We start from the raw sequence: 22,971 nt of genomic DNA, 5'->3' as shown, positions 1-22,971 counted from the left end.
AACGGAGGTTATTCAGCAAACACGAAATTGTCATCCCCGCCTGCGCGGGGATGACGAAGGGAAATTACTTCCGCCCCTTCTCCGCCGCCAGCCGGCTCATCAGGATGGCAGCGCGCTTGGCCTGGCGCTTCATGGTGGACAGGTCCGCCTTTTCCGCCGGACTATGATCGCCGCTGGAGGCGAGGCCAAGGCCCACCAGTCCGTCCGTGTCGGCCGCTACGAAGGCGATGTCGCCGGCACCGCGCTTCAGCGGGTCGAGCGCGGGCATTTCGGGCAGGCCGAGATCCTTGTTGATGCCGTTGAGCCTCGTCAGCAGCGCCTTGTTCCCCTCGGTCGGCGCCATGGACGGATAACCGAGGTCAAAGGCGATGCTTGCCGACGTGCCTGTCAGATGACCGGCATCCACGATCGCCTGCATCTTCGCCTGTACCCGCTTCGTCTGTTCCTCGCTGAGCGTGCGGAAGTCCCCCTTGGCGACGGCGACCGGCGGGATGATGTTCGTCTTGCCGGTCACGGCGATGCGCACGCCGTCCTTATCGACATCCGCGCTCTGGCCGCCGCCGATCAGCCCGACGTTGAAGGTCAGATTGGGTTCGGGCAGTTCCTTGCGGAATGCCGTGATGATCCGCGCCAGTTCGTAGATTGCGCCGTCGCCCGCCGCAGCGGAGAAGATGCCGGAACTATGACCGGACTTGCCGGTCGCGGTCAGCGTCCAGCTGTTGGACGAGCGGCGGGCGATCGAGCCCATATCCTTGCCATTTTCCTGGGACAGACCCTCGAAATCGAGCGCCACGTCGGCGCGCTTCCCCGCGGCGACCAGATCGGCGCGGGCGATGGAGACGGGATCGCCCGAGTCTTCCTCGTCGCCGGTCAGCACGACTTCGATATTGGCGCTTTTCAGCGTGCCGGCGGCCTGCATGGCCTTCAGCGCCAGGAGCATCGTCGCCACCCCGCCCTTGTCGTCGGCGACACCAGGGCCGGACGCCAATCACCACCAGAAGCGGCGCCTTCGCGCTTGAAGGTCTGGAAGGGCGAATCCGGCTCGAACACCGTGTCGAGATGGCCGATCAGCAGCATCTTGGTCGTGCCGCCCTTGCCCTTGTGCGCCGCGATCAGGTGGCCGGCGCGCTTTGCGGCGTCCATCGGCTTCCAGCTCACGGTGAAGCCGAGCGCCTCGAACTCCGGCCGCAGCATGTCGGCCACCGCCTTCACGCCCGCGAAGTTCATGGAGCCGCTATTCTGGTTCACCAATTTTTCGAGCAGCGCGACGGACGGTTCATAGCCCGCCTCGACAGTCGCACCGATCTTCCGTTCGGCGGGGCTGAGCGCGGCATGGGCCATCGGCGCGCCACCCAGCAGCAGCGCGCTTGCAATCAGGCTTCGCATCATCACTTGTTCAGTTCCGCCTCGATCGCGGCAACCAGCGCCGGGTCATTGGGCGCGGTGGTCGGCGCAAAGCGCGCGGCGACGCTGCCGTCCTTCGCGATCAGGAATTTCTCGAAATTCCAGAGCACTTCGGGAACGGGATTGGGGGTCATGCCATAGCCTTTCAGCTTCTCGCGGAAGGCGTCGCCCTCGCCCTGCGCTTCGGGCTGCGCACTGGTCAGCGCGGCGTAGAGGGGATGTTTGTCCGGGCCGGTGACGACGATCTTTTCGAACATCGGGAAATCGACGCCGAAATTGGTGGTGCAAAAGGTCGCGATCTCGTCATTGCTGCCCGGCTCCTGCGCGCCGAAATCATTGGCAGGGAAGCCAGCCACGACCAGCCCCTTGTCCTTGTAGCCGGCATAAAGCGCCTCCAGCCCTTCATATTGCGGGGTCAGCCCACATTTGGACGCGACATTGACCGCCAGCACCACCTTGCCGGCATAGTCGGCCAGGCTGGCGTCCGCGCCCTTGATGGTCTTGAGCGGAATCTGCTGGATATCGGTCATAGAGGCATCTCCTTGGAATCAGGTTGCGGCGGACCTTGGCATCAAATCGCCGCGCCGAACAGATGTCCCGCACCCGCCGTCACCGCCATCGCCAGCGCGCCCCAGAAGAGCGTGCGGACGATCGATCGCAGCGGCTTCGCTCCACCGAGCCGCGCACCGACATGGCCTAACAGGATGAGGCAGAGCAGACAGGTGCCGACGATCGCGGGAATGGCGTTGCCGGACGGCGCCAGAGCGGCTGCCAGCACGGGCGGCGTTGCGCCTGCGGCAAAGCTGGCGGCGGACGCCAGCGCCGCCTGCACCGGCCGCGCGGTCGCAAGATCGGAAATGCCCAACTCGTCACGGGCATGGGCGCCCAGCGCATCCGCCGCCATCAGCTGCTCCGCCACCTGTCCGGCCAGTTCCGGCGTCAGGCCGCGCTCGACATAGATATCGCGCAGTTCGATCCATTCGGCATGAGGCTGTGTAGCGAGCGCCTTTCTTTCCTTGGCGAGGTCGGCGCGTTCCGTATCGGACTGCGCGCTGACCGAAACATATTCGCCCGCTGCCATCGACATGGCGCCGGCAACCAGAGCGGCGATGCCCGACAGCAGAATCGATTGCGACCCGGCACCCGATGCGGCGATGCCGGTCATCAGGCTGGCGGTCGACACGATCCCGTCATTCGCCCCCAGCACTGCCGCCCGCAGCCAGCCGACGCGGTTGACATAATGGACAGCGTGATGGGGGATTGGCGTGTTTTGCGTGTCCATGCGTCGGGCGATCACCTTCTAAATCCGTTCGCCCTGAGCCTGTCGAAGCCTGTCCTGAGCTTCGCCGAAGAGGGCTTTTCTTCTTTTGAATAAAGAAAGGGGCTTCGACAAGCTCAGCCCGAACGGGGGAGAAAAGGTTATAATTAGCCCGCCAGCCCCTCGGCCTTTTCCGCCAGTTCCAGCCAGCGTTCTTCCGCCGAATCCTTCTCTGCCCGCGCCTTTTCGATCGCGGCGGTCAGTGTGGCGAATTTATTGGGATCGCGCGTATAAAGCGCAGGATCGTGCAGGATTTCCTCGTCGCGCGCGATCGCGGTTTCCAGCTCCTCTATCCGCTTGGGCAGCAGATCGAGGTCGCGCTGGTCCTTGTAGCTGAGCTTGGCCGATACGGGCTTGGGCGGTGGAGGCGGTGCGGCTTCCTTCTTCTCCGCCCTGGGCGCGCGGCGGGGATCACGCTTGGCGACCCAGTCGGCATAACCGCCCACGATCACATCGACCGTCCCCGATCCGTCCAGGCCCAACGTCACCGTCACCGTGCGATCGAGGAAGTCGCGATCGTGGCTGACGATCAGCACCGTGCCGTCATAATCGGCGATCACTTCCTGCAACAAGTCGAGCGTTTCAAGGTCCAGGTCGTTGGTCGGCTCGTCCAGCACCAGCAGATTGGATTCGCGGGCAAATTCGCGCGCGAACAGCAGGCGCGACCGCTCGCCGCCGGACAGGGTGCCGACCTTCGCCTCGGCCAGAGACGGATCGAACAGGAAGTCCTTGAGATAGCCATGGACATGCTTGCGCACGCCGCGCACGTCAATCCAGTCGCCGCCCTCGGCCAGCACGTCGCGCACGCTCTTGTCGCCCTGCATCAGGCTGCGCTGCTGGTCGATGAAGATCATGTCGAGCGTCTTCGCCTGGCTGACTTCGCCATTGTCGGGCGCCAGTTCGCCGGTCAGCAGCTTCAGGAGCGTCGACTTGCCCGCACCATTGCCGCCGACGATGCCGATCCGGTCGCCACGCTGGATGCGCAGGGAAAAGTCCTTGATGATCGTGCGGTCCCCGAACGTCTTGGTGACATGTTCGGCCTTGATGACGCTCTTGGTCTTGCTGTCGTCGCTGGCGACCGCGATCTTGGCGGTGCCCTGCGGCCCCTGCATCGCGGCGCGCTGGGCGCGCATTTCCCAGAGCTTCGCAAGACGGCCCTGATTGCGCTTGCGGCGCGCGGTGACGCCGCGCTCCAGCCAGTGCGCCTCGATCTTCAGCTTGGCATCCAGCTTGTCGGCGGCGCGCGCCTCCTCGGCATAGACGGCTTCCATCCACTGTTCAAAGCCACCGAAGCCCACCTCGTTGCGGCGCATCTGCCCCCGGTCGAGCCACAAGGTCTGGCGCGTCAGACGCGTCAGGAAGGCGCGATCGTGGCTGATGACGATGAAGGCACCATTGTAACGCGCCATCCAGTTTTCGATCCAGTCGATCGCGGCGATATCCAGATGGTTGGTCGGCTCGTCCAGCAGCAGCAGGTCCGGCTCGCTCGCCAGAGCGCGGGCGATGGCGGCCCGGCGGCGCTCGCCCCCGCTCGCGGTCTTCGCCTCGCGCGACAGGTCGATGCCCAGCTGGTCGGCGATCGCCTCCACCTCATGCGCGGGCGGCGCGAACTCGCCTGCCAGTGCGAAATCATGCAGCGTGGCGTAGGGCGTGACGTCGGGATCCTGCTCCAGCGTGATGACCCGCGCGCCCGGCTGCACCGAACGGATGCCCTCGTCCGGTTCGATCTGCCCGCCGATCAGCTTGAGCAGGGTCGTCTTGCCCGCGCCGTTGCGGCCGATCAGCGCCAGCCGATCGCGCTGCCCGACATGGATGTCGATGCCGCGAAACAGCCAGTGGGTGCCCTGTGAGAGGCCGAGATTTTCGAAGGAGAGGATGGGAGCTGCCATGGCGGTGCAGCTAGAGCATTTTCTTGGGCGGTGGAACACCTCCCGGCCCGTAAAATGCGGAAACGAAAAACTGCCTGCCATCCTCCGGGGGCAAAAGCGGAACCAGAAAGCTGTCGGACGGCTTTCAACGCATGTCAGCGTCCATTCATCGCACCCCGGCCAAACATGGGTGCAGGACTTACAGAGGAGAAACGTCCATGAAATCCGCTCTCGCCCTGATGGCGCTCGGCGCTGCCGCGCTTCCCGTAGCGGCTATCGCCCAGACCAGCGTCACCATCGCCGAGACCGCGCCGGTGGTGACATTGAACGTCACCGAAAGCGTCGAGGCTGCGCCCGATGTCGCGACCGTCGGCACCGGCGTCCAGACCCGCGCCCAGACGGCGCAGGTCGCCATGCAGGACAATGCCGCCAAGACAGAAAAGCTGATCGCCGCCCTCGCCAAGGCCGGCATCGCCAAGAAGGATATCCAGACCAGCGGCATCAACCTGTCCGCCCAATATGACTACAGCAATCGTGATGGCCAGCCGGCAGGCCCGCGCTTCATCGGTTATGAGGCGTCGAACCAGCTGACGGTGAAGCTGCGCGACATCAAGAAGGTCGGCGCATCACTCGACGCGATGGTCGCAGCGGGCGCGACCAACATAAACGGCCCGAACTTCTCGATCGACGATCCATCGCCGCTGATCGTTCAGGCGCGCGGCGCGGCACTCAAGAGTGCCAAGGCGCAGGCCGACTATTATGCGCAGGCGGCGGGCTATCGCTCGGCGCGGCTGGTGTCGATCAGTGAAAGCAACAGCGGCGGCCAGCCGCCCATGCCGATGATGCAAAGCGCCCGCTTCAAGGCCGATGCCGCGCCCACCACGCCGGTCGAACCCGGTCAGGTCAGCGCATCGGTGACGCTGACGGTCCAGTACGCGCTGGAAAAGTAAGAAAGCAGGTAAAGGCGGCGAAGCCATTGTGCGGCGCCGCCTTTTCTGTTCATGTTCGCGCCATTCACCACCTGTTCAATGCTATTCACCTATGCCATGCAGATGATGATGAAGTGGAAAAGCCTGATGGCCGGCACCGGCGTGGCCATGACCGCCCTGATGTTGGCGCCGGCCGCCGATGCCGGTGGGCGACGCGACGAGCAGGACGCCGCACGCCGGGCGATGCTGGACGGTCAGGTCATGCCCTTTTCCATGATCAAGCGCCGGGTCGACGCGGCCGTGGGCGGCGCCACCTATGTCGGCAGCGAATTCAACCCCTCGTCCAACCGCTATCGCCTCAAATATGTGAAGGATGGCAAGGTTGTGTGGGTTGATGCCGATGGCCGGACAGGCGATATTATCGGCATGGCGCGCTGACCTGCGTGCGCTTCAACCCTATGCATAAAAGAAACGGACTAGCCCCATGCGCCTGCTGATCGTCGAGGATGAACCGAACCTGGGCCAGCAGCTCAGGAACACGCTGGAGGGTGCAGGCTATGCCGTGGACCTCGCCACCGATGGCGAGGACGGCCATTTCCTGGGCGCGACCGAAAGCTATGATGCGGTGGTGCTGGACCTTGGCCTGCCCACGATCGACGGTCTGACCGTGCTCGATCGCTGGCGCAAGGAAGGCCGCAGCTTCCCCGTGCTGGTGCTGACCGCGCGCGACAGCTGGTCGGACAAGGTCGCCGGCCTCGACGCGGGCGCGGATGATTATCTGGCCAAGCCCTTCCAGAGCGAGGAGCTGATCGCTCGCCTGCGCGCGCTGATCCGCCGCGCGTCGGGCAATGCGTCGAGCGAGCTGACCGCCGGCGACGTGCGCCTCGACACCCGTTCGGGCAAGGTGACGCTGAAGGGCGACCCGGTAAAGCTCACCGCGCAGGAATATAAGCTTCTTTCCTACCTGCTCCATCACAAGGGCAAGGTGGTCAGCCGCACCGAATTGATCGAACATATTTACGATCAGGATTTCGACCGCGACTCAAACACGATCGAGGTGTTCGTGACGCGCATCCGCAAGAAGCTGGGCGCGGACGTCATCACCACCATCCGTGGCCTTGGCTACAGCCTGGACGAGCCGGGGCGGTAACAATCCCTCTCCCCCTCAACCCGTTCGGTTCGAGCCTGTCGAGAACGACAGCGCCAAGATCCGTTCTCGACAAGCTCGAACCGAACGGTGAATAGTGACTGACGCAGTAAGCCCTCCCCCCGTCCGCTCCACCGGCTCGATCAGCCGGCGGATGATGGGTATCGCCGCGCTGTGGATCAGCGTGCTGCTGATCGGCGGCGGCGTGGCTCTGGACCGGGTGCTGGCCGACGCCATCACGCGCAATTTCGACGATGGCATGAATTATGTGCTGACCGCGATGATCGCGGCGTCGGAAATCGGCCCGGATGGCGAAGTGCTGTTCAACCGCGAACTGGCCGACCAGCGCTTCCTCGAACCCAATAGCGGCCTCTATTATCAGATCAGCGCCAAGGAGCATGAGGACTGGCGGTCCCGTTCGCTCTGGGACCGCGCGCTCAACGTGCCGGCGGAACATCATGACCGCCATCTTCACGTCTATGACAGCAAGCAGTTCCCCGGCGAGGATCTGCGCATCATGGAGCGCACCGTCATCCTGCCCGGCTCCAATGCCCGCTGGATGTTCATGGTGGCGCAGGCGCGCGAAGGGCTGGACGGCCAGATCCGGACGCTGCGCTCCACCCTGTTCAAAAGCTTCGCGCTGCTGGCGCTCGGCCTGTTCGTGCTGGCGACGCTCCAGACCATCTATGGCCTGCGCCCGCTGCGCAAAGTTCGGCTGGAGATCGTGCGGATGCGTGGCGGCGAGAAGAATCGCGTTACCGAACCGATGCCCGCCGAAGTGCTGCCCATGGTCGAGGAACTGAACGCCCTACTTGCCCATAATGAGCGGCAGGCGGAGGAAGCGCGCACCCACGCCGGCAACCTCGCCCATGCGCTCAAGACGCCGCTGACCGTCATCATGAACGCCGCCACCGCGCAGGCGCCCGACCTTGGCGACGCTGTGATCCGCGAGGCGACGACGATGCGCCGGCAGGTAGACCATCATCTTGCCCGCGCCCGCGCTGTTGGCCGGCGCGGTGCGGCCCACAGCCGCGCCGAAGTCTGGTCCAGCCTGGAAGCCGTCGAACGCGCCGTCCAGCGCCTTTATCCCGAAGTCCGCATCGACATGGACGGCGACAAGACCGCCGCCGTCCGGGTCGAACGGCAGGATCTGGACGAAATGCTCGGCAACCTGATCGAAAACGCCGCCAAATATGGCGGCGGTAGCGTCTTCGCGACCGTCGGCCGGGCGGCCGGCATGGTCGAAATCCTGGTCGAGGATGACGGCTTGGGCATCCCTGAAGCGGACCGCATCCGCATCTTCGACCGTGGCGTTCGCCTCGATTCCGGCAAGCCCGGCACCGGCCTCGGCCTCGCCATCGTCCGAGACGTCGCCGAAATCTATGGTGGCACCGTCGCGCTTGAGGAGAGCGAGGATCTGGGCGGCCTGCTCGTACGCCTGAGGCTGCCCTCGGCCTGAGCGTCAATCCGCCTTTCCGACGCACGCCCACCATTGTGATTCGCCCACGCGCCGGCTAAAGGCGCGCTCATGTCCAGCACCGCACCCCAGATCACCCCGGAAGTCGTCGCCGAACATGGCCTCAGCCCGGAAGAATATGACCGCGTCCTGAAGGCGATCGGTCGCGAACCGAACCTGACGGAACTGGGCATCTTCTCGGTCATGTGGTCGGAGCATTGCTCCTATAAATCTTCGAAGATCCACCTGATGAAGCTGCCGACCAAGGGTCCGCAGGTTATTTGCGGTCCGGGCGAAAATGCCGGCGTGGTCGATATCGGTGACGGCCAGGCCGCCATCTTCAAGATGGAAAGCCACAACCACCCGAGCTACATCGAACCCTATCAGGGCGCGGCGACCGGCGTAGGCGGCATCCTGCGCGACGTCTTCACCATGGGCGCGCGCCCGGTGGCGAACATGAACGCGCTGCGCTTCGGCCGTCCCGACCACCCCAAGATGAAGCATCTGATCGCCGGCGTGGTGCATGGCATCGGCGGCTATGGCAATTGCGTCGGCGTGCCGACCGTGGGCGGCGAGGTAAATTTCCACCCGGCCTATGACGGCAACATCCTGGTCAACGCAATGACCGTGGGCGTCGCGGACACCGACAAGATCTTCTATTCGGCCGCCAGCGGCGTCGGCAACCCGATCGTCTATGTCGGGTCGAAGACCGGCCGCGACGGCATCCATGGCGCGACCATGGCCTCGGCCGATTTCGGCGACGACGCCGACGCGAAGCGCCCGACCGTGCAGGTTGGCGATCCCTTCACCGAAAAGCTGCTGATCGAGGCGTGCCTGGAACTGATGGCGTCCGACGCGATCGTCGCAATTCAGGATATGGGCGCGGCGGGCCTGACCTCCTCATCGGTCGAAATGGCGTCCAAGGGCGGCGTCGGCATCCAGCTCAACATGGATGACGTGCCGCAGCGCGAAACCGGCATGACCACCTATGAGATGATGCTGTCTGAAAGCCAGGAGCGCATGCTCATGGTGCTCAAGCCCGGCCGCGAGGCCTTCGCCGAAGCGATCTTCCGCAAGTGGGAACTGGACTTCGCCGTCATCGGCCATGTCACCGACACCGGCCGCATGGTTCTGATCCACAAGGGCGAGACGGTGTGCGACATCCCGCTCGCCCCGCTGGCCGACGACGCGCCGCTTTACGACCGCCCGTCGATGCCGAAGGAAGACTATAAGATCTGGTCGAAGGTCGAGCCGCTCGGCGACATCGCCGAAAGCGCCGACATCGGTGCCGATCTGGTGACGCTGATGGGTTCGCCCGACATCGCCAGCCGCCGCTGGATCTGGGAGCAGTATGACCATATGGTCGGCGCCGACACGGTGCAGCGCCCCGGCGGCGATGCGGCCGTCGTGCGCGTCCATGGTGCGCGCAAGGGCATCGCGATCAGCACCGACTGCACCCCGCGCTATTGCTATGCCGACCCCTATGAAGGCGGCAAGCAGGCGATCGCGGAATGCTATCGCAACCTGAGCGCGGTCGGTTCAAACCCGTTGGCCGTCACCAACTGCCTCAACTTCGCCAACCCGCAGCGCCCCGAGATCATGGCGCAGCTGACCGGCTGCCTGGAGGGCATGGGTGACGCCTGCCGCGCGCTCGACTTCCCGATCGTGTCGGGCAACGTCTCGCTCTACAATGAGTCGAAGGCGACCGGCGGTGGCTCGGCGATCCTGCCGACCCCGGCGATCGGCGGCATTGGCCTGCTCGCGGACGTGGACGTGATGGCGACCGTCGCCTTCAAGAATGAGGGCGACGCCATCTGGCTCATTGGTGGCGAAGGCACACATCTCGGCCAGTCGATCTGGCTGCGCGAAATTGCCGGCCGCGAAGCCGGCGAAGCGCCCAAGGTCGACCTGGCCGCCGAGCGCGCCAATGCCGACATCGTCCGTGCGCTGGTTACGCAAGGCAAGGTCAATGCGGTGCATGACATAGCCGATGGCGGCCTGATCGTCACCGTCGCGGAAATGGCGCTGGCCGGCAAGATCGGCGCGACGCTCGACATCGCGCTGACCACCGCCGGCGCATTCGGCGAAGACCAGGCCCGCTATGTCGTCACGGCTCCCGCCGGCGTCGAAATCGACGGCGCGGTGAAGATCGGCACGACCGGCGGCGCCAGCGTCGCGGGCGTCTCGCTCGACACGCTCCGCACTGCCCATGAAGGCTTCTTCCCCGCCCTGATGGACAACGAACTCTGATCATCTTCCCGCCGGGGTGCCGACGCATCCCGGCGGGACAATCCTTTCCCGATCTGCCATGATCCGCCCCACGAGAGAGAGGGGAGCGCCATATGCGCGAGAGGATCATTCGGGCGACACTGATCGCCGGCACGCTCGACATCATTTCCGCCTTCGTCTTTGCCGGCATGGCAGGCATGAAGCCGCTAGCCGTGTTGACATTCGTCGCCAGCGGCCCCTTCGGTGACGCGGCAAAAGGCCAGCCTGTCTGGCTCTGGGCCGCGATCGGGCTTGCCGTCCATTTCGCGATCATGGCCTGCATGGCCGCTGGCTATATGCAGGCAGCGCGGCATATCCCCGTACTCAGACGCCGCCCGATCGCTGCCGGGCTGATCTATGGCCTGCTGCTCTGGATCATCATGTACTGGCTGGTGCGGCCGTGGCGCTGGCCGGCGCTCTGGTTGCCCGACGCCTATGCCGGGCGGCCGATCGGCAAGATCGCCTGGGGTATCGGCAATCAGCTCTTCTCGCACTGCATCCTTGTCGGCCTGCCCATCGCCTTCATCGCAGCCCGGCGCGGGAGGCGGCGATGAGCGCCGGCTATTCCGGCACCCCGCTGGCGAAGAAGCTCAGCCTCAAACCCGGCCTGCGCGCCTGGTGGGAGGATATGCCCGCCAGCGTCGCGGCGGAGATCGGCGACAGCGGCGTCATTCCCCTGCCCGCGCCGCGAGCACCGATCGATGCCGCCATTATCTTCGTCACCGATCGCGCGACGATGGAGGCCCGCATTGCCGCACTCCGCCCCTTGCTCGCCCCCACCGGCTTTCTCTGGATCAGCTGGCCGAAAAAGGCATCAAAAGTGCCCACCGACATCAGCGAGGACGTGATCCGTGCGGTCATACTGTCGGCGACCGATCTGGTCGATGTGAAGGTCTGCGCGGTCGATGCAATATGGTCCGGCCTCAAGCTGATGATCCGCAAGTCAGCCCGCCACTAAAGGCTCCAGCCGCTCCAGCGCGATCCGGTTGCGGCCGCCGCGCTTCGCATCATAAAGGGCGCGGTCGGCGCTATCGATCAATTTCTGGACGTCAGCCTGCAAGGATTGGGTATGGCTGACGCCGATGCTGACCGTCACCACGCCACCCGGCGCAGGTGACGGCAGCGCCAGATTCTCCACCGCTTCGCGTATCTGCTCCGCCATGGCGGCCGCCCTGTGCGCATCGGTGTCAGGCAGGATCATCGCAAACTCCTCCCCACCATAGCGCGCCGCCAGATCGGTGCCGCGCCGCGCGCAGGCAGACAGTGCAGCCGCCACTTCGCGCAGCCGCGCATCGCCGACCGGATGGCCATAATGATCGTTAAGCAGCTTGAAATGGTCGATATCGACCATCATCAGCGCCAGCGCGCCGCCATGCCGCTGTGCCCGAGCCGCCTCTCTTCGCAATACTTCGTCGAACAGGCGGCGATTGGCCAGTCCGGTCAGCGCGTCGGCATGGGACAGTTCGGCCAGCCGATCCTGCTCGTCATAGCTGCGCAGTTGCACCAGCACGCTGCGCAGCCCATAGCCCAGCGTCGCGACGATGCAGCCCGCCACCGCCAGTCGCGCATCATGCGACAACAGAAAGGCCGACACGGTCAGCAAGGTCGCGGGCAACATCAGCGGACTGCCCGCCCGCACGATAAGCGCCAGCCGCCGCGACACCGGCGGCACGAGTTCTCGCCTGACGCCGACGGTCCGCGCCAGCAGCAGCAAGAATGGAAGGTCGATGACCAGATCGGGCCAAAGACCGAAATCCGCCTCCGCCTGCACATGGTTGATATAGGCCGCGACAAGGAGATAGACGACGGCATAGGCCGTCAGCACGCGCAGGAAAAGGCGGGCCGCCGTATCCCGACACGCAGCCAGCCGAATCAGCGCAAAGGTGGCGATGTAGAGGTTTTCAACATCGAACATCCGCCGCAGGGCCGCGGCATTGGCATCCTGTGTGCCGGACATGGTAGACAGCGTAAAGACATAGACGAAGAACAGATAGCCCAAGGCACCGGCCAGCACGGCATCGACGCACCGGACATACCAGGCCTCTTCCGGCGGACTGGCGAGGGCGAAGATCAGCGGCACACCATAGAGCACGTAGAGCAACATGCTCAGGCTCACCTCGCTCTCGACATCGAGCATCAGCACGCCGACCATGGTGGCAGCCATGCCGCCCGCCCAGCAGAGCATCGCGGCGGCTAGCGGTAGCCACCCCTCCCAGCTCTCTCGCCGGACAAGGCGGATGCAGGCGCATCCAGCCAGCAGCGGCAAACCGATCAGGAAGACGAAGGACGCCTGCCCCGCCCGATCGCCCATGGTCGATAGCAGCAGCGCGTGGAGCAGAAACAGGATGGCCGGCAGCATGGCCGCGCGCGCGAACGCGGCAAACTGCACCTGCGCCCTGGCGCGATCAAGGCGGCGAACCGTCTCCATGCGCCTTCCTTGCCGGAAAGAGGTTAATCATTGCCTGTCTGAACGCCGCCGGATTTTGATAGCGCTATCAATTCCATGCCCCTATGGTCGGCAAAACAGGAGGGGAGAGGGATTTTGCGACCCGTTTCACGCGCCGTCTGCTGGCTGCTTGCCACCATTGCCGCACCGGCGGTTGCCGGCCCTGCCCGCTTCGACGATTTCCGCTATGATGGCCATGCGCAGGAACAGGCCGCGCCCGGCCCCGGCGATTATCGCAATCCGATCCTGTCGGGCTACTATCCCGATCCGTCGATCACCCGCGTCGGCGACAGCTATTATCTGGTCAACTCTTCCTTCGCCCATTATCCGGGTCTGCCCATCTTCTCTTCGACCGACATGGTCCACTGGCGGCAGATCGGCAATGCGATCGATCGGCCCGGCCAGTTCGACTTTTCCGGCCTGCGCACGTCGCGCGGCATGTTCGCGCCCGACATCAGCTGGCATGACGGCCTCTTCTATCTGGTCGGCACCTGCGTCGATTGCCGCGGCAATTTCGTCATGACCGCACGCGATCCGGCCGGGCCTTGGTCCGATCCCACCTGGTTGCCGTTCGAGGGGATCGATCCGTCCCTCCATTGGGAGGGCGACCGGGCCTATATCGTCAACAACCGCGCGCCGAACGAACCGCCCCGCTATGAAGGGCATCGCGCCATCTGGGTGCAGGAGTTCGACTGGCGCTCCCTGAAGATGACCGGTCCTTCGACCCAGATCGTCAATGGCGGCGTCGATATCGCGCAAAAGCCCGCCTGGATCGAAGGGCCGCATCTGCTGAAGCGGGAGGGCTATTATTATCTGATCGCTGCGGAAGGCGGCACCGGGGACCAGCATAGCGAGGTCGTGTTCCGTTCCCGCGACCTGCGCGGGCCGTTCATCCCCTATCAGCGCAACCCGATCCTCAGCCAGCGCAGCCTCGACCCGGCCCGCCCCAATCCGGTGACGTCGGCCGGCCATGCGAAACTGATCCAGACGCAGGCAGGCGACTGGTGGGCGACATTCCTCGCCACCCGCCCCTATGGCCCTGACCTCTACAATATCGGGCGCGAAACCTTCCTGCTGCCAGTTGAGTGGCGCGACGGCTGGCCCCACATATTGGACGTCGGCAAGCCCATTCCCTTCACCGCCCCGCGCCCGGACCTGCCCAGCGGACCGACCGGGATCCCGCCGACCAGCGGCGATTTTTCCTATCGCACTGACTTTACCGGCTCGCGGCTCGATCCGGCATGGATCGGCATCCGCACCCCGGTCAGGCCCGTCTATCGACTGGAGCAGGGCGCGCTGCTGCTGGACGGCGCCACCGCACTCGGCGAACTGTCCGGCGCACCCGCCTTCATCGGCCGGCGCCAGCAGCATCATGTCGCCACCGTCTCCACGACGCTCCGCTATCGCCCCGATACCGATGGCGATCGCGCTGGGCTGGTCGCGATCCAGTCGGACCGATCCTTCCTCTTCTTCGGGATCCTGCAAGAGGGCGGCTCGCCGCGCATCGCCCTGATGGCGCGCGAGGGATCGGACAGCGACCGACTGATCGCGTCCGCCCCGATCGACACGGCACGGCCTGTCACGCTCACCCTTGCCATGGACGGCGGCCGGATGCGCGCCAGCTACGTCAGCGGCGGGGCGGAGCGTTTGCTGGCGTCCGATGTCGACATAGGCTTCCTCAGCACGAAGCAGGCCGGCGGCTTCGTCGGCACCATCATCGGTCCCTATGCCTGGGCGGCGCGCGTCACCCGGCCGAGCAGCAACTGATAGACATCCTTGCCGCCTGCTGCGTCATAGGTCGCCATGACCCGGCGCAGCGCGGACGGACCGAGCGGCCTGCGCCCCTCGCCGGGCACGACCGCGCCGATGCCTTTTAGATGAGCGATCAGCGCCCGCGCGCCCTTGCCCTCCAGCGCCACCGTTTCCTCGAAGGCGAAAGCGTCCGCATGGCCCGCCAGCATGGCGCGCAGCACGTCGAGCGAAGGATAGTCCGGCACGCCGCTCGCTTCGCCACAGGCGGCATGCGCAGCACGCCAGGCGGCAAAGCTGCCGTGCCCCATGGTCGAGAAGATGAGGCTCCCCCCCGGCCGCAACAGCCCGGCCAGCCGCGTGATCGCCGCCGGCAGGTCGTCGAACCACTGAAAGGCGAGGCTCGACAGGATCAGGTCGAACCATGGCCCGTCAAAGGGCGGCGCTTCTCCGTCCATGGTCAGGAAGCGACCCGCCACCCGGCCGTGCGACGCAGCCTGTTCCAGCATACCGGGCGAAATGTCGGTCGCGATCAGTTCCGCGCCGGGCCAGCGCGTCTGGATGTCGCGGGTCAGGAGGCCTGTGCCACAACCAATCTCCAATATGCGCGCGACCCCGCCCGGCATCTGCCGCCGGGCGATGTCGGCTACCAGCGTCGCCGCCAGCCGCTGCGGCCCGGCATGGGCCTCATAATGGCCGGCAGCGGCGCCGAATGCATCGCTTATCCGTTGCTTGCGCGCGTCATTCATGGCTGGAGCATTTTCAGTTGACCGTTCACGGTCAACGCCTTGGGAAATGCGACCGCAAAGAACAAGAGCCTTTCCACATCCTGTGGAAAGGCTCTAGGCGCATTGGCAGAGCCTCGCGGCTCTGACCAGTCCTCCAATAGGAACGCCCATCGCATGACTGCCTCCCCCCGCATCCCCGCCATGGACGTGCTGCGCGGCTGCGCGGTGATGGGCATCGTATGGATGAACATCACCGCCTTCGCCCTGCCGCAGAACGCCTACTTCAACCCGGCGGTGGCGGGGCGGCTCTCGGCCGGGGACATCAGCTTCTGGGCGATCAGCCTGATCTTCGTCGATGGCAAGATGCGCGGCCTCTTCGCCCTGCTGTTCGGCGCGTCTATGCTGCTGCTGATCGACAAGGAGGAAATGGCGGGGCGCGACGGCCGCCGCACCCAGATGGTCCGCTTGGGCTGGCTGTTCGTCATCGGCTGCCTGCATTTCTTCCTGCTCTGGTGGGGCGACATATTGCGCGTCTATGCGATCGTCGGCCTGTTCGCCCTGCTCTTCGTCCGACTGGAACCGCTCGATCTGGTCAAGCGCGCGTTCCTGTTCTTTCTCTTTCAGTTCCTGCTGCTCGCCGCCTTCATCGGCAGCCTCTACCTCTGGGGCCATGCCGCCGGAGAGGCCAATGTCGGCGCCGCCACCCGCGACGGCTTCCTGACCTTCATGGCCGCCCTGTCCGATCCAACCAGCCCGACCACGCAGATGGAAGTCGCCACCTATCGCAGCAGCCTGTCCGCCATCATCGGCATGAAGCTGGCTGGCTTCCCCGGCGACTGGCTCTGGGGCCTGCTGTTCAACGCGTTCGAGACGCTGGGCTTCATGCTGCTCGGTATGGCGATGCTGAAGGGCGGCTTCCTGACCGGCAACTGGGATGCGGAACAATATCGCCGTACTGCGCGCCACTGCTTCCTGATCGGCGTGCCGCCCATGGCCGCGCTGGCGCTATGGACATGGTGGAGCGGTTTCGCGCCCCTCCCCACCTATGGCGCGGCACTGGTCTGGTCGCTCCCCTTCCGCATCCCGCTCACCGTGGGCTGGGCCGCGCTGATCCTCTGGCTGCTCGCCCGGCACAAGAGCAGCCCGCTGGTCGGCCGGATCGCCGCGGCAGGGCGGATGACGCTCAGCAATTATCTGGGCACCAGCATCGTCATGACCGCGATCTTCTATGGCTGGGGGCTAGGCCTGTTCGCCCATGTCGATCACGCTGCGCTTCCCCTCTTCGTCCTTGCTGCCTGGGCGGTCATGCTGCTTTGGTCACAACCCTATGCAGCCCGATTCGCGATGGGTCCGGCCGAATGGCTGTGGCGCAGTCTCAGCCATGGTGCAGTGCAAAAGATTCGCAGGAGCAGCTGAATACTATTGCGACCCATTATCAGGCACGCTATCTCTCCTCCATCAGGAGAAGTGCCTCGATGGTTGTCTGCGTCTGTAATGCGATTCGTGAAAAAGACCTGCGCGAAGCCGCGCGGGACGGTGCCGATACGCCGTGCAATGCCTATGCCCGTTTCGGCCGTCGGCCCAAATGCGGCCAGTGCGTGCCCTTCGCTCGCACCATCATCGCGGCGGAGCGCGCATCGGCCTGATATGATTGCAAATCATGCGCACGAAACAATCGCGAAGCCGACGCAATAGCGCAGTAAAAAATCCCTGATTTTCAAGGGTTTTAGGCTTAACAGACGGGTGCATTGCGCCTATAATCCCGGCGTCCCAAAAACAGCCGGAGTATAACGCCATGAAAGGCGACCCGAAGGTCATCGACTTTCTGAACGAGGTCCTCAAGAATGAGTTGACCGCGATCAACCAATATTTCCTTCACTATCGCATGCTCAACCATTGGGGCATCGAAAAGCTGGCGAAATTCGAATATTCCGAATCGATCGACGAGATGAAGCACGCCGACAAGGTGGCGGAGCGCATCCTGTTCCTCGACGGCCTGCCCAATTTTCAGCTGCTCGGTCGCCTGAAGATCGGCGAGACGGTGGAGGAAATCCTCAAGTCCGACCTCGAATTGGAATATGAGGCGCTGCCGGTGCTGAAAGATGCGATCGCCTATTGCGAATCGATCCGCGACTATGTCAGCCGCGACCTGTTCCAATATATCCTCGAAAGCGAGGAAGAGCATGTCGACACACTGGAAACCCAGTTCGAAATGATCGAACGCATGGGCATCCAGAATTATATCCAGTTGCAGAGCAAGGCCGCCGAAGAATAAGGCGCCTGCTGCGGCACATGACGGGCGAGGCCATCCCTCCGGCGGTGGCCTCGCCCTTTTTCCTTCTACAATAATGCCTCAAGGATCCCGATCAAAGGCAGGTCCGCCGGCGGCATTTCCACCCCATACATTTGCGTAGGCCGCATCCATTGCAGCGCCGTCGCGTGGCGTGCTTCAGGAACCCCCTGCCATTTACGGCAGACATAGAGCAGCAGCAGCAGATGCCTGTCACCCAGCGGTTCGCTGGCGAAGGTCGCGGGCGCGAGGCAGCTTTCATGCGTGCGGATGCCCAACTCTTCCTCCAACTCGCGCACCAGCGCCGCCTCGGGCGTTTCCCCCGACTCCACCTTGCCTCCGGGAAATTCCCACAGCCCCGCCATCGATCCGCCCGGTGGGCGCTGCTGCAACAGGACACGGCCATCGGCATCGATCAACGCTACGGCAACGACGAGCAGGGACTTCACGGGCGGCATGTCTTTCCGGCTGAGAGGGCTTTGTTAACCCTGGCTGCTTTACATGTCTGACCGGGACTGTCTGTAGCGAATTGGGGTCAAGATGCGCGGGCTTATCGAAATCATCGCCCGTTGGGGCCTGACGCGGTGCGAGCGTGGCGCGACTGCGGTCGAATATGCACTGATTCTTGCGATGGTCGTGCTGGTGATGATCGTGGCGCTCAACAATGTCGCGAACAAGACGATCGGCATGTGGAACAACGTCGCGACCGAAGTAACGAAGCATTAACCATCAAAATCTGACAGTTTTTCCGCCATTAAACATTTTTCAACCGAGCGTGTCTAATTCGGTCCTAGCTGACCACGAATTACCAAGCGGGGCGGCCGGGTAGTTTAACGGATAATCCATTCAAGGAGACCTTACATGCAGTTCATCCGCAAGATGCTGAAGAATGAAAAGGGTGCAACCGCGATCGAATACGGCCTGATCGCCGCTCTGATCGCCGTCGCCGCCATCGGCGCCATGACCAGCCTGGGCGGCAAGCTCGGCAACACCTTCAACAACGTTTCGGGCAACCTGAAGTAAGCTTCGGACGATTGTCGAAATCGGGGGCGGTGAACGCAAGTTCGCCGCCCCTTTTCGTGTTTACCAGCTGACGATCTTCGCCCTCTGCCCCGGTCGCAGCACGGCATTGTCGCTCAGCGCGTTGATCGTCAGAAACCGCTCCAGTGGATAGTCGCTATAGGCCATGCGCTTCGCCAGCGACTGGACCGTGTCACCCGCCTTCACCGTCAACACCTGGACACGGCGCGGCTTGATCGCCGCCGCCTCCTGCGCCGACAAGGGCTTGAGCGACTCGACCATTGAGGTGAAGGGGCCGACGCCTTGGCCTGCCGGCGTGAGCAGCAGGAAGTGATAGGCTTTCCCTCCCCCGAAATCATAGGCGAATACGGTCGCATCGACCTGACTCGACTGGCTGGATGCGCGCACCGTACGCCACGCGGCCGGGATGCCATTGATGGTCGTGCGACTAACCTCTCCAGCCGGGACACCCCCATTTCCGCCGCCCAGCTTGGCGAACACATTATTGATATACGTCGCCAGATTGCCGGTATAGGGCGCCGCGCCAAACTGCGCCTGCCCGCCCGAACCGGTGATCGACACGGCATCGGTGCCATTTTCCATGCCGAAACCGCTGGGCGCGGCAAAGCTGAGGCGCAGGTCTGGATGCAGGAAACAGCTGCCGTCGATCACGCCCTGCTTGGGATCGTCGCCATAAAGGACGCCGTTCAATGCGTTGAGGAAGGCGTCGCGGTTGCGCACGGTGCTGGTGACGCGCGTCGCTTCGGCTGCCCGCGCCGCCCGATCGACGCGCGATGCGGGATCGGGGTGGGTACTCGCCCATTCGGGCATGGACCGCGCATTGCCGGCCACCTGCGTATCGAGATCGCTCTGCGCCGCCAGCGAAGCAAGCATGTCCGACAGCGCCCGCGGATCATAGCCACCCGACGCCAGATAGCGGATGCCCAGATCGTCCGCTTCATATTCCTGACTGCGCGAGAATTTGAGGGTGAGCAACTGGCTGCCGGTACCGATCCCCTTCTGAACCAGCCCAGCAAGGCCCGAATCACCCAACAGAGCGCCCGCCAGCGCGCCCAGCAGCGCACCGCCGATCGCATTGCGCTGCGCCGTCTGCTGGCGACGCTGGCCATGCTGGGCCGCGACATGGCCGACTTCATGGCCCAGAACGCCCGCCAGTTCGGCCTCGTCATTCATCAGCGCCATCAGCTGGCGCGTGACGTAGACATAGCCGCCGGGGATCGCGAAGGCGTTATTGACCGGGCTATTGAGCAGGGTGACGGTGAAGTCGCCCTGCGCATTGGACAGGCCGGACTGGACCGCGATCCGGCGCCCGACCCCTTCGACATATTTCGCCTGCGCGCCAGCATAGGCCCCGCCAAATTCCTTAAGTAGTTCGGGATGCTGCTTGGCGCCGCTCGCCTTGTCCTGCTGGCTGATCGAGGAGACGGTGCGAATCGCCCGCTGCTGCCCGACCACCGCCGGCGCGGTCAACGCCACCGCCAGGGCCGCCGCCGTGCAGCCCAGCGAAATCTTCCAGTTCATAAACCCTCACCCTTCGACGTTACCGCCACGTAACGAAGGACAATGGCGGGGCGTTCCCGGAAAAGCGAGAGCCAGACTGCCAGCCTGCGCGTTTTCAGGCCGGGCGTGTCGGTCCGACGGGAATGAAATCAGGCGCCGATGGCGAGGAACTTGTCGGCGCGGTCAGTGCGCAGCGCATCCGCGCTCATGCCGTCGAGCGAGGCGAGTTCCGCCTCGATCGCCGCTCCCAGACTGGCGATCGCCTGCACCGCTTCGCGATGCGCGCCGCCAACCGGCTCTGCCACGATCCGGTCGATCACGCCCAAAGCCTTCAGATGCTGCGCCGTCACCTGCATCGCGGTCGCCGCATCGCTCGCCTTGTCGGCGGTGCGCCACAGGATCGAAGCGCAGCCTTCGGGCGAGATTACCGAATAGACGGCATGTTCGAACATCAGCACGCGGTTCGCCGCGGCCAGCGCGATCGCGCCGCCGGACCCCCCCTCGCCCACCACGGCCGCCACCATCGGTACGCCAATCTTCAGGCACGCCTCGGTCGAGCGGGCGATGGCTTCGGCCTGGCCGCGCTCTTCGGCCTGCACGCCGGGGAAGGCGCCCGACGTATCGACCAGCGTCACGACCGGCAGGCCGAAGCGGTCGGCCAGTTCCATCAGGCGGATCGCCTTGCGATAGCCCTCGGGCTTGGCCATGCCGAAATTGTGACGCACGCGGCTGGCGGTGTCGTCGCCCTTTTCATGGCCGATCACCATGACCTTGCGGTCGCCCAGCGTCGCGAAGCCGCCGATGATCGCCTGATCGTCGGAAAAGGCGCGATCGCCCGCCAGCGGCATGAAATTGTCGAACATGCCCGCGACATAGTCCTTGAAATGCGGACGGTCGGGGTGCCGCGCGACCTGGGTCTTCTGCCAGGGCGTCAGCTTCGCATAGGTGTCCTTGAGCAGCTTGGCCGCGCGCTGTTCCAGCGTCGCGATCTCGCCATCGATGTTGATGTCGCCCACGCTGGCGGTGGCGCGCAATTCGACGATGCGCGCTTCCAGCTCCGCGATCGGCTTTTCAAATTCCAGAAAGCTTACCATGGCGCAAGGCGTTAGGGCGATGGCGCGTCGCCGTCAACGCGGCGATGCGGTATCTTGGCTTGCATGGTGGCAAGAGGATGCCGCTGGTTGACCAGTTCGACCAGTCGCCGGCTGTCGACATGGGTGTAGATCTGCGTCGTCCCGATATCGGCATGGCCCAGCATCGCCTGCAACGCGCGCAGGTCCGCCCCGCCCTCCAGCAGGTGCGTGGCGAAGGCGTGGCGCAGTACATGAGGGCTGACCCGTTCCGGCGCGATGCCGGCGGCGGCGGCCAGCGCCTTCACCAGCTGATAGAGGCGGATGCGGCTCAGATGGCTCTTGCCCGACGGGAAAAGCCACAGGCTGTCGCCCGGCACATGCGGCAGCCAAGCGGCGACGGCGGCGCGCGCGCGATCGGATATCGGCACCAGCCGTTCGCGCGCGCCCTTGCCCTTCAGGATCAGGAAAGGCCGGTCATGGGCCAGCGCCCGGCGCGGCAGCGACACCAGCTCGGTCGCGCGCAGGCCCGATCCATAGAGCAGCTCGATCAGCGCGGCCAGTCGCAGGTCGAGCGGCACGGGATGTTCGACCTCGATCCGCTCGGCAATCAGTGTGAAGAAGCGATCGACCTCGGCGGTGGAAAGAATCTTGGGCAGCGGCCGGCGCGTTGTCGGGCGCGGCAGCGCAACGGAAGGATTGTCGGCACGCAGCCCTTCTTCCTCCAGAAAGCCGTAAAAGGCGCGCAAGGCCGACGTCTTGCGCGCCACGGAGGATGCCGCCAGTTCCGCCCAGGCCGTCGCCAGCGTCCCCAGCCCCTCCTTGGTCGCGCCGGACAGGCCGCCCAGCAACGCGCCCGCCCCGGCGAGGTCCGCGCGATAGGCCAGCAGCGTATTGCGCGACGCGCCGCGCTCCGCCGCCATCATTTCGAGGAAGCGGTCGACCAGTGCGGCGTCTTCCTGCCCCATGGTCAGCTGCGGCTGATCGCCTCGGCCGCGATCATCCGCGCCTCGGGGTCCAGTCCTACACGGTGCAGCGCGGCCACGACATGATAGAGATGCGCGGCCGGCAGGCGACTCCAGTCGCTGCCCTGCATGCCGACGGCAGCCAACAGTGCCACGGTCGCCTTCTCGCCCCGCTGCGCCGCCGCACCAATGGCCCGCGCCCAGCGACTGTTGGCGGCCAGCACCACGCCATTATCCTGTGCGAGCGATGCGGCGTCCTGCGGCGACAGGCGCGACAGGCCGGCGAGAGCGGCAATCAGCATCCGCCCCTTTTCCGCGCCAGCGTCGCTGACATAGGTCGACACACGGCTGCTGTTGATTTCCACCACGGCGCTTGGCGCGCCGACGGCCAGCAACCCCCAGAATTGCGCAGCGCCTTCACCGTCCAGTTGGCCGATCGCCTGCGCCCAGCGGGCCGCATTACGGTCATAGCCGGCGGTCAGCATCGACGCGACGAGATTGGACGCATCCTGCGCCGACGCCTGCGCCACCGGCAGCGCGGCGGCGGCACGCGCGGTCGCGATCAGACCGACATAATCCGGCTTCGCCTCATCCTGCCACCAACTGCGCATCCCGCCCAGCCGGTCGCCAACGGTCGCGCCCGAATAGGCGATGCGCAATGCGTCAACCTTGTCCGCAAGATCATTCGGCGCGTCGCCGTCGGTGCCGAGTTGGCCATAGAATCCGACCAGCGCGGCGTTGGACAAGACGCCCAGCCGCGCCGCGATATCGACGCCCGGTCGCCGCCGCACC

22 protein-coding genes and 2 pseudogenes are annotated in these 22,971 nt (G+C 64.8%); 13 read left to right on the top strand and 11 right to left on the bottom strand.

Annotation, left to right across the window (positions count from 1 at the left end; genetic code table 11):
• Nucleotides 1-64: 64 nt before the first annotated feature.
• From VMR39_RS05575 to VMR39_RS05555, 4 genes and pseudogenes are all read right to left on the bottom strand, one after another.
• A pseudogene (locus VMR39_RS05575) lies at nt 65-1,389 on the bottom strand (M20/M25/M40 family metallo-hydrolase).
• Complete coding sequence (locus tag VMR39_RS05565) at nt 1,389-1,934, bottom strand: glutathione peroxidase (RefSeq protein WP_325415006.1); 546 nt, start codon at nt 1,932-1,934, stop codon at nt 1,389-1,391. The pseudogene VMR39_RS05575 and the gene VMR39_RS05565 overlap by 1 nt, the downstream one beginning before the upstream one ends.
• A 41-nt stretch (nt 1,935-1,975) precedes the next feature.
• Nucleotides 1,976-2,686, bottom strand: coding sequence for a VIT family protein (locus tag VMR39_RS05560; protein WP_325415005.1), 711 nt, complete (start codon nt 2,684-2,686; stop codon nt 1,976-1,978).
• Between the two features lie 143 nt (nt 2,687-2,829).
• A complete protein-coding gene (locus tag VMR39_RS05555; protein ID WP_325415004.1) occupies nt 2,830-4,611 on the bottom strand; it encodes an ABC-F family ATP-binding cassette domain-containing protein in 1,782 nt (593 codons plus the stop codon).
• 197 nt (nt 4,612-4,808) lie between these two features.
• Here VMR39_RS05555 and VMR39_RS05550 point away from each other — a divergent pair, with 197 nt between their 5' ends.
• The 7 genes from VMR39_RS05550 to VMR39_RS05520 all read left to right on the top strand — a co-directional run bounded on the left by VMR39_RS05550 (nt 4,809) and on the right by VMR39_RS05520 (nt 11,348).
• On the top strand, nt 4,809-5,540 hold the full coding sequence (locus VMR39_RS05550; protein ID WP_325415003.1) for an SIMPL domain-containing protein: 732 nt from the start codon (nt 4,809-4,811) through the stop codon (nt 5,538-5,540).
• Between the two features lie 78 nt (nt 5,541-5,618).
• Nucleotides 5,619-5,957 carry a hypothetical protein gene (locus VMR39_RS05545; RefSeq protein WP_325415002.1) on the top strand — a complete coding sequence of 113 codons (339 nt, stop codon included), beginning with the start codon at nt 5,619-5,621 and terminating at the stop codon, nt 5,955-5,957.
• 46 nt (nt 5,958-6,003) lie between these two features.
• Nucleotides 6,004-6,669 (top strand): response regulator transcription factor, encoded by a 666-nt coding sequence (locus tag VMR39_RS05540; RefSeq protein ID WP_325415001.1) that lies wholly within the window; start codon nt 6,004-6,006, stop codon nt 6,667-6,669.
• Nucleotides 6,670-6,820: 151 nt separating this feature from the next.
• Complete coding sequence (locus VMR39_RS05535) at nt 6,821-8,125, top strand: HAMP domain-containing sensor histidine kinase (protein ID WP_325415021.1); 1,305 nt, start codon at nt 6,821-6,823, stop codon at nt 8,123-8,125.
• 69 nt (nt 8,126-8,194) lie between these two features.
• Nucleotides 8,195-10,372 carry a phosphoribosylformylglycinamidine synthase subunit PurL gene (gene purL, locus VMR39_RS05530; RefSeq protein ID WP_325415000.1) on the top strand — a complete coding sequence of 726 codons (2,178 nt, stop codon included), beginning with the start codon at nt 8,195-8,197 and terminating at the stop codon, nt 10,370-10,372.
• A gap of 92 nt (nt 10,373-10,464) precedes the next feature.
• The gene (locus VMR39_RS05525; RefSeq protein WP_325414999.1) at nt 10,465-10,944 is read left to right on the top strand and encodes a hypothetical protein; all 480 of its coding nucleotides are present in this window, start codon (nt 10,465-10,467) and stop codon (nt 10,942-10,944) included.
• A complete protein-coding gene (locus tag VMR39_RS05520; protein WP_325414998.1) occupies nt 10,941-11,348 on the top strand; it encodes a hypothetical protein in 408 nt (135 codons plus the stop codon). The genes VMR39_RS05525 and VMR39_RS05520 overlap by 4 nt, the downstream gene beginning before the upstream one ends.
• On the opposite strand, the gene VMR39_RS05515 is transcribed toward VMR39_RS05520, so the two are convergent.
• Nucleotides 11,334-12,818: a GGDEF domain-containing protein gene (locus VMR39_RS05515; protein WP_325414997.1), complete on the bottom strand. Its 1,485-nt coding sequence runs from the start codon at nt 12,816-12,818 to the stop codon at nt 11,334-11,336. The two genes, VMR39_RS05520 and VMR39_RS05515, sit on opposite strands and share 15 nt — an antisense overlap.
• Nucleotides 12,819-12,893: 75 nt before the next feature.
• On the opposite strand from VMR39_RS05515, the gene VMR39_RS05510 reads away from it, so the two are divergent.
• Nucleotides 12,894-14,603, top strand: coding sequence for a glycoside hydrolase family 43 protein (locus VMR39_RS05510; protein WP_414712462.1), 1,710 nt, complete (start codon nt 12,894-12,896; stop codon nt 14,601-14,603).
• On the opposite strand, the gene VMR39_RS05505 is transcribed toward VMR39_RS05510, so the two are convergent.
• Nucleotides 14,561-15,334: a methyltransferase domain-containing protein gene (locus VMR39_RS05505; RefSeq protein ID WP_325414995.1), complete on the bottom strand. Its 774-nt coding sequence runs from the start codon at nt 15,332-15,334 to the stop codon at nt 14,561-14,563. The genes VMR39_RS05510 and VMR39_RS05505 overlap by 43 nt on opposite strands.
• 153 nt (nt 15,335-15,487) lie before the next feature.
• On the opposite strand from VMR39_RS05505, the gene VMR39_RS05500 reads away from it, so the two are divergent.
• The 3 genes from VMR39_RS05500 (at nt 15,488) to bfr (ending at nt 17,588) form a co-directional block, all read left to right on the top strand.
• Nucleotides 15,488-16,729, top strand: coding sequence for a DUF418 domain-containing protein (locus tag VMR39_RS05500; protein ID WP_325414994.1), 1,242 nt, complete (start codon nt 15,488-15,490; stop codon nt 16,727-16,729).
• Nucleotides 16,730-16,788: 59 nt separating this feature from the next.
• On the top strand, nt 16,789-16,959 hold the full coding sequence (locus VMR39_RS05495) for a (2Fe-2S)-binding protein (RefSeq protein WP_325414993.1): 171 nt from the start codon (nt 16,789-16,791) through the stop codon (nt 16,957-16,959).
• 149 nt (nt 16,960-17,108) lie between these two features.
• Nucleotides 17,109-17,588 carry a bacterioferritin gene (gene bfr, locus VMR39_RS05490; RefSeq protein ID WP_179042822.1) on the top strand — a complete coding sequence of 160 codons (480 nt, stop codon included), beginning with the start codon at nt 17,109-17,111 and terminating at the stop codon, nt 17,586-17,588.
• A 65-nt stretch (nt 17,589-17,653) separates the two neighbouring features.
• Here the strand turns inward: bfr and VMR39_RS05485 are convergent, their stop codons facing one another.
• Nucleotides 17,654-18,061, bottom strand: a complete 408-nt coding sequence (locus VMR39_RS05485) for a (deoxy)nucleoside triphosphate pyrophosphohydrolase (RefSeq protein WP_325414992.1) — start codon at nt 18,059-18,061, stop codon at nt 17,654-17,656.
• 82 nt (nt 18,062-18,143) lie between these two features.
• Between VMR39_RS05485 and VMR39_RS05480 the strand changes: the two genes are divergently transcribed.
• Nucleotides 18,144-18,329 carry a Flp family type IVb pilin gene (locus tag VMR39_RS05480; RefSeq protein WP_325414991.1) on the top strand — a complete coding sequence of 62 codons (186 nt, stop codon included), beginning with the start codon at nt 18,144-18,146 and terminating at the stop codon, nt 18,327-18,329.
• Between the two features lie 135 nt (nt 18,330-18,464).
• Nucleotides 18,465-18,626 (top strand): Flp family type IVb pilin, encoded by a 162-nt coding sequence (locus VMR39_RS05475; RefSeq protein ID WP_046764629.1) that lies wholly within the window; start codon nt 18,465-18,467, stop codon nt 18,624-18,626.
• A gap of 60 nt (nt 18,627-18,686) precedes the next feature.
• Here VMR39_RS05475 and VMR39_RS05470 read toward each other — a convergent pair whose 3' ends face one another.
• From VMR39_RS05470 to VMR39_RS05455, 4 genes and pseudogenes are all read right to left on the bottom strand, one after another.
• Nucleotides 18,687-20,165, bottom strand: a complete 1,479-nt coding sequence (locus VMR39_RS05470; protein ID WP_325414990.1) for a M48 family metalloprotease — start codon at nt 20,163-20,165, stop codon at nt 18,687-18,689.
• Between the two features lie 128 nt (nt 20,166-20,293).
• On the bottom strand, nt 20,294-21,238 hold the full coding sequence (locus tag VMR39_RS05465; protein ID WP_325414989.1) for an acetyl-CoA carboxylase carboxyltransferase subunit alpha: 945 nt from the start codon (nt 21,236-21,238) through the stop codon (nt 20,294-20,296).
• An 11-nt stretch (nt 21,239-21,249) separates the two neighbouring features.
• Complete coding sequence (locus tag VMR39_RS05460) at nt 21,250-22,182, bottom strand: tyrosine recombinase (protein WP_325414988.1); 933 nt, start codon at nt 22,180-22,182, stop codon at nt 21,250-21,252.
• A gap of 2 nt (nt 22,183-22,184) precedes the next feature.
• A pseudogene (locus VMR39_RS05455) lies at nt 22,185-22,971 on the bottom strand (hypothetical protein); the annotation flags it as partial.

The sequence above is a fragment of the Sphingobium sp. genome, assembly GCF_035511395.1.
In the GTDB taxonomy this organism is placed as follows: domain Bacteria; phylum Pseudomonadota; class Alphaproteobacteria; order Sphingomonadales; family Sphingomonadaceae; genus Sphingobium.
This window is presented reverse-complemented; position numbering and strand designations above follow the sequence as displayed.

Bases quoted from the DNA above. Each gene is read 5' to 3' on its own strand.
- VMR39_RS05565 (WP_325415006.1), bottom strand. From the start codon at position 1,934: ATGACCGATATCCAGCAGATTCCGCTCAAGACCATCAAGGGCGCGGAC.
- VMR39_RS05560 (WP_325415005.1), bottom strand. From the start codon at position 2,686: ATGGACACGCAAAACACGCCAATCCCCCATCACGCTGTCCATTATGTC.
- VMR39_RS05555 (WP_325415004.1), bottom strand. From the start codon at position 4,611: ATGGCAGCTCCCATCCTCTCCTTCGAAAATCTCGGCCTCTCACAGGGC.
- VMR39_RS05550 (WP_325415003.1), top strand. From the start codon at position 4,809: ATGAAATCCGCTCTCGCCCTGATGGCGCTCGGCGCTGCCGCGCTTCCC.
- VMR39_RS05545 (WP_325415002.1), top strand. From the start codon at position 5,619: ATGCTATTCACCTATGCCATGCAGATGATGATGAAGTGGAAAAGCCTG.
- VMR39_RS05540 (WP_325415001.1), top strand. From the start codon at position 6,004: ATGCGCCTGCTGATCGTCGAGGATGAACCGAACCTGGGCCAGCAGCTC.
- VMR39_RS05535 (WP_325415021.1), top strand. From the start codon at position 6,821: ATGATGGGTATCGCCGCGCTGTGGATCAGCGTGCTGCTGATCGGCGGC.
- purL (WP_325415000.1), top strand. From the start codon at position 8,195: ATGTCCAGCACCGCACCCCAGATCACCCCGGAAGTCGTCGCCGAACAT.
- VMR39_RS05525 (WP_325414999.1), top strand. From the start codon at position 10,465: ATGCGCGAGAGGATCATTCGGGCGACACTGATCGCCGGCACGCTCGAC.
- VMR39_RS05520 (WP_325414998.1), top strand. From the start codon at position 10,941: ATGAGCGCCGGCTATTCCGGCACCCCGCTGGCGAAGAAGCTCAGCCTC.
- VMR39_RS05515 (WP_325414997.1), bottom strand. From the start codon at position 12,818: ATGGAGACGGTTCGCCGCCTTGATCGCGCCAGGGCGCAGGTGCAGTTT.
- VMR39_RS05510 (WP_414712462.1), top strand. From the start codon at position 12,894: ATGCCCCTATGGTCGGCAAAACAGGAGGGGAGAGGGATTTTGCGACCC.
- VMR39_RS05505 (WP_325414995.1), bottom strand. From the start codon at position 15,334: ATGAATGACGCGCGCAAGCAACGGATAAGCGATGCATTCGGCGCCGCT.
- VMR39_RS05500 (WP_325414994.1), top strand. From the start codon at position 15,488: ATGACTGCCTCCCCCCGCATCCCCGCCATGGACGTGCTGCGCGGCTGC.
- VMR39_RS05495 (WP_325414993.1), top strand. From the start codon at position 16,789: ATGGTTGTCTGCGTCTGTAATGCGATTCGTGAAAAAGACCTGCGCGAA.
- bfr (WP_179042822.1), top strand. From the start codon at position 17,109: ATGAAAGGCGACCCGAAGGTCATCGACTTTCTGAACGAGGTCCTCAAG.
- VMR39_RS05485 (WP_325414992.1), bottom strand. From the start codon at position 18,061: ATGCCGCCCGTGAAGTCCCTGCTCGTCGTTGCCGTAGCGTTGATCGAT.
- VMR39_RS05480 (WP_325414991.1), top strand. From the start codon at position 18,144: ATGCGCGGGCTTATCGAAATCATCGCCCGTTGGGGCCTGACGCGGTGC.
- VMR39_RS05475 (WP_046764629.1), top strand. From the start codon at position 18,465: ATGCAGTTCATCCGCAAGATGCTGAAGAATGAAAAGGGTGCAACCGCG.
- VMR39_RS05470 (WP_325414990.1), bottom strand. From the start codon at position 20,165: ATGAACTGGAAGATTTCGCTGGGCTGCACGGCGGCGGCCCTGGCGGTG.
- VMR39_RS05465 (WP_325414989.1), bottom strand. From the start codon at position 21,238: ATGGTAAGCTTTCTGGAATTTGAAAAGCCGATCGCGGAGCTGGAAGCG.
- VMR39_RS05460 (WP_325414988.1), bottom strand. From the start codon at position 22,182: ATGGGGCAGGAAGACGCCGCACTGGTCGACCGCTTCCTCGAAATGATG.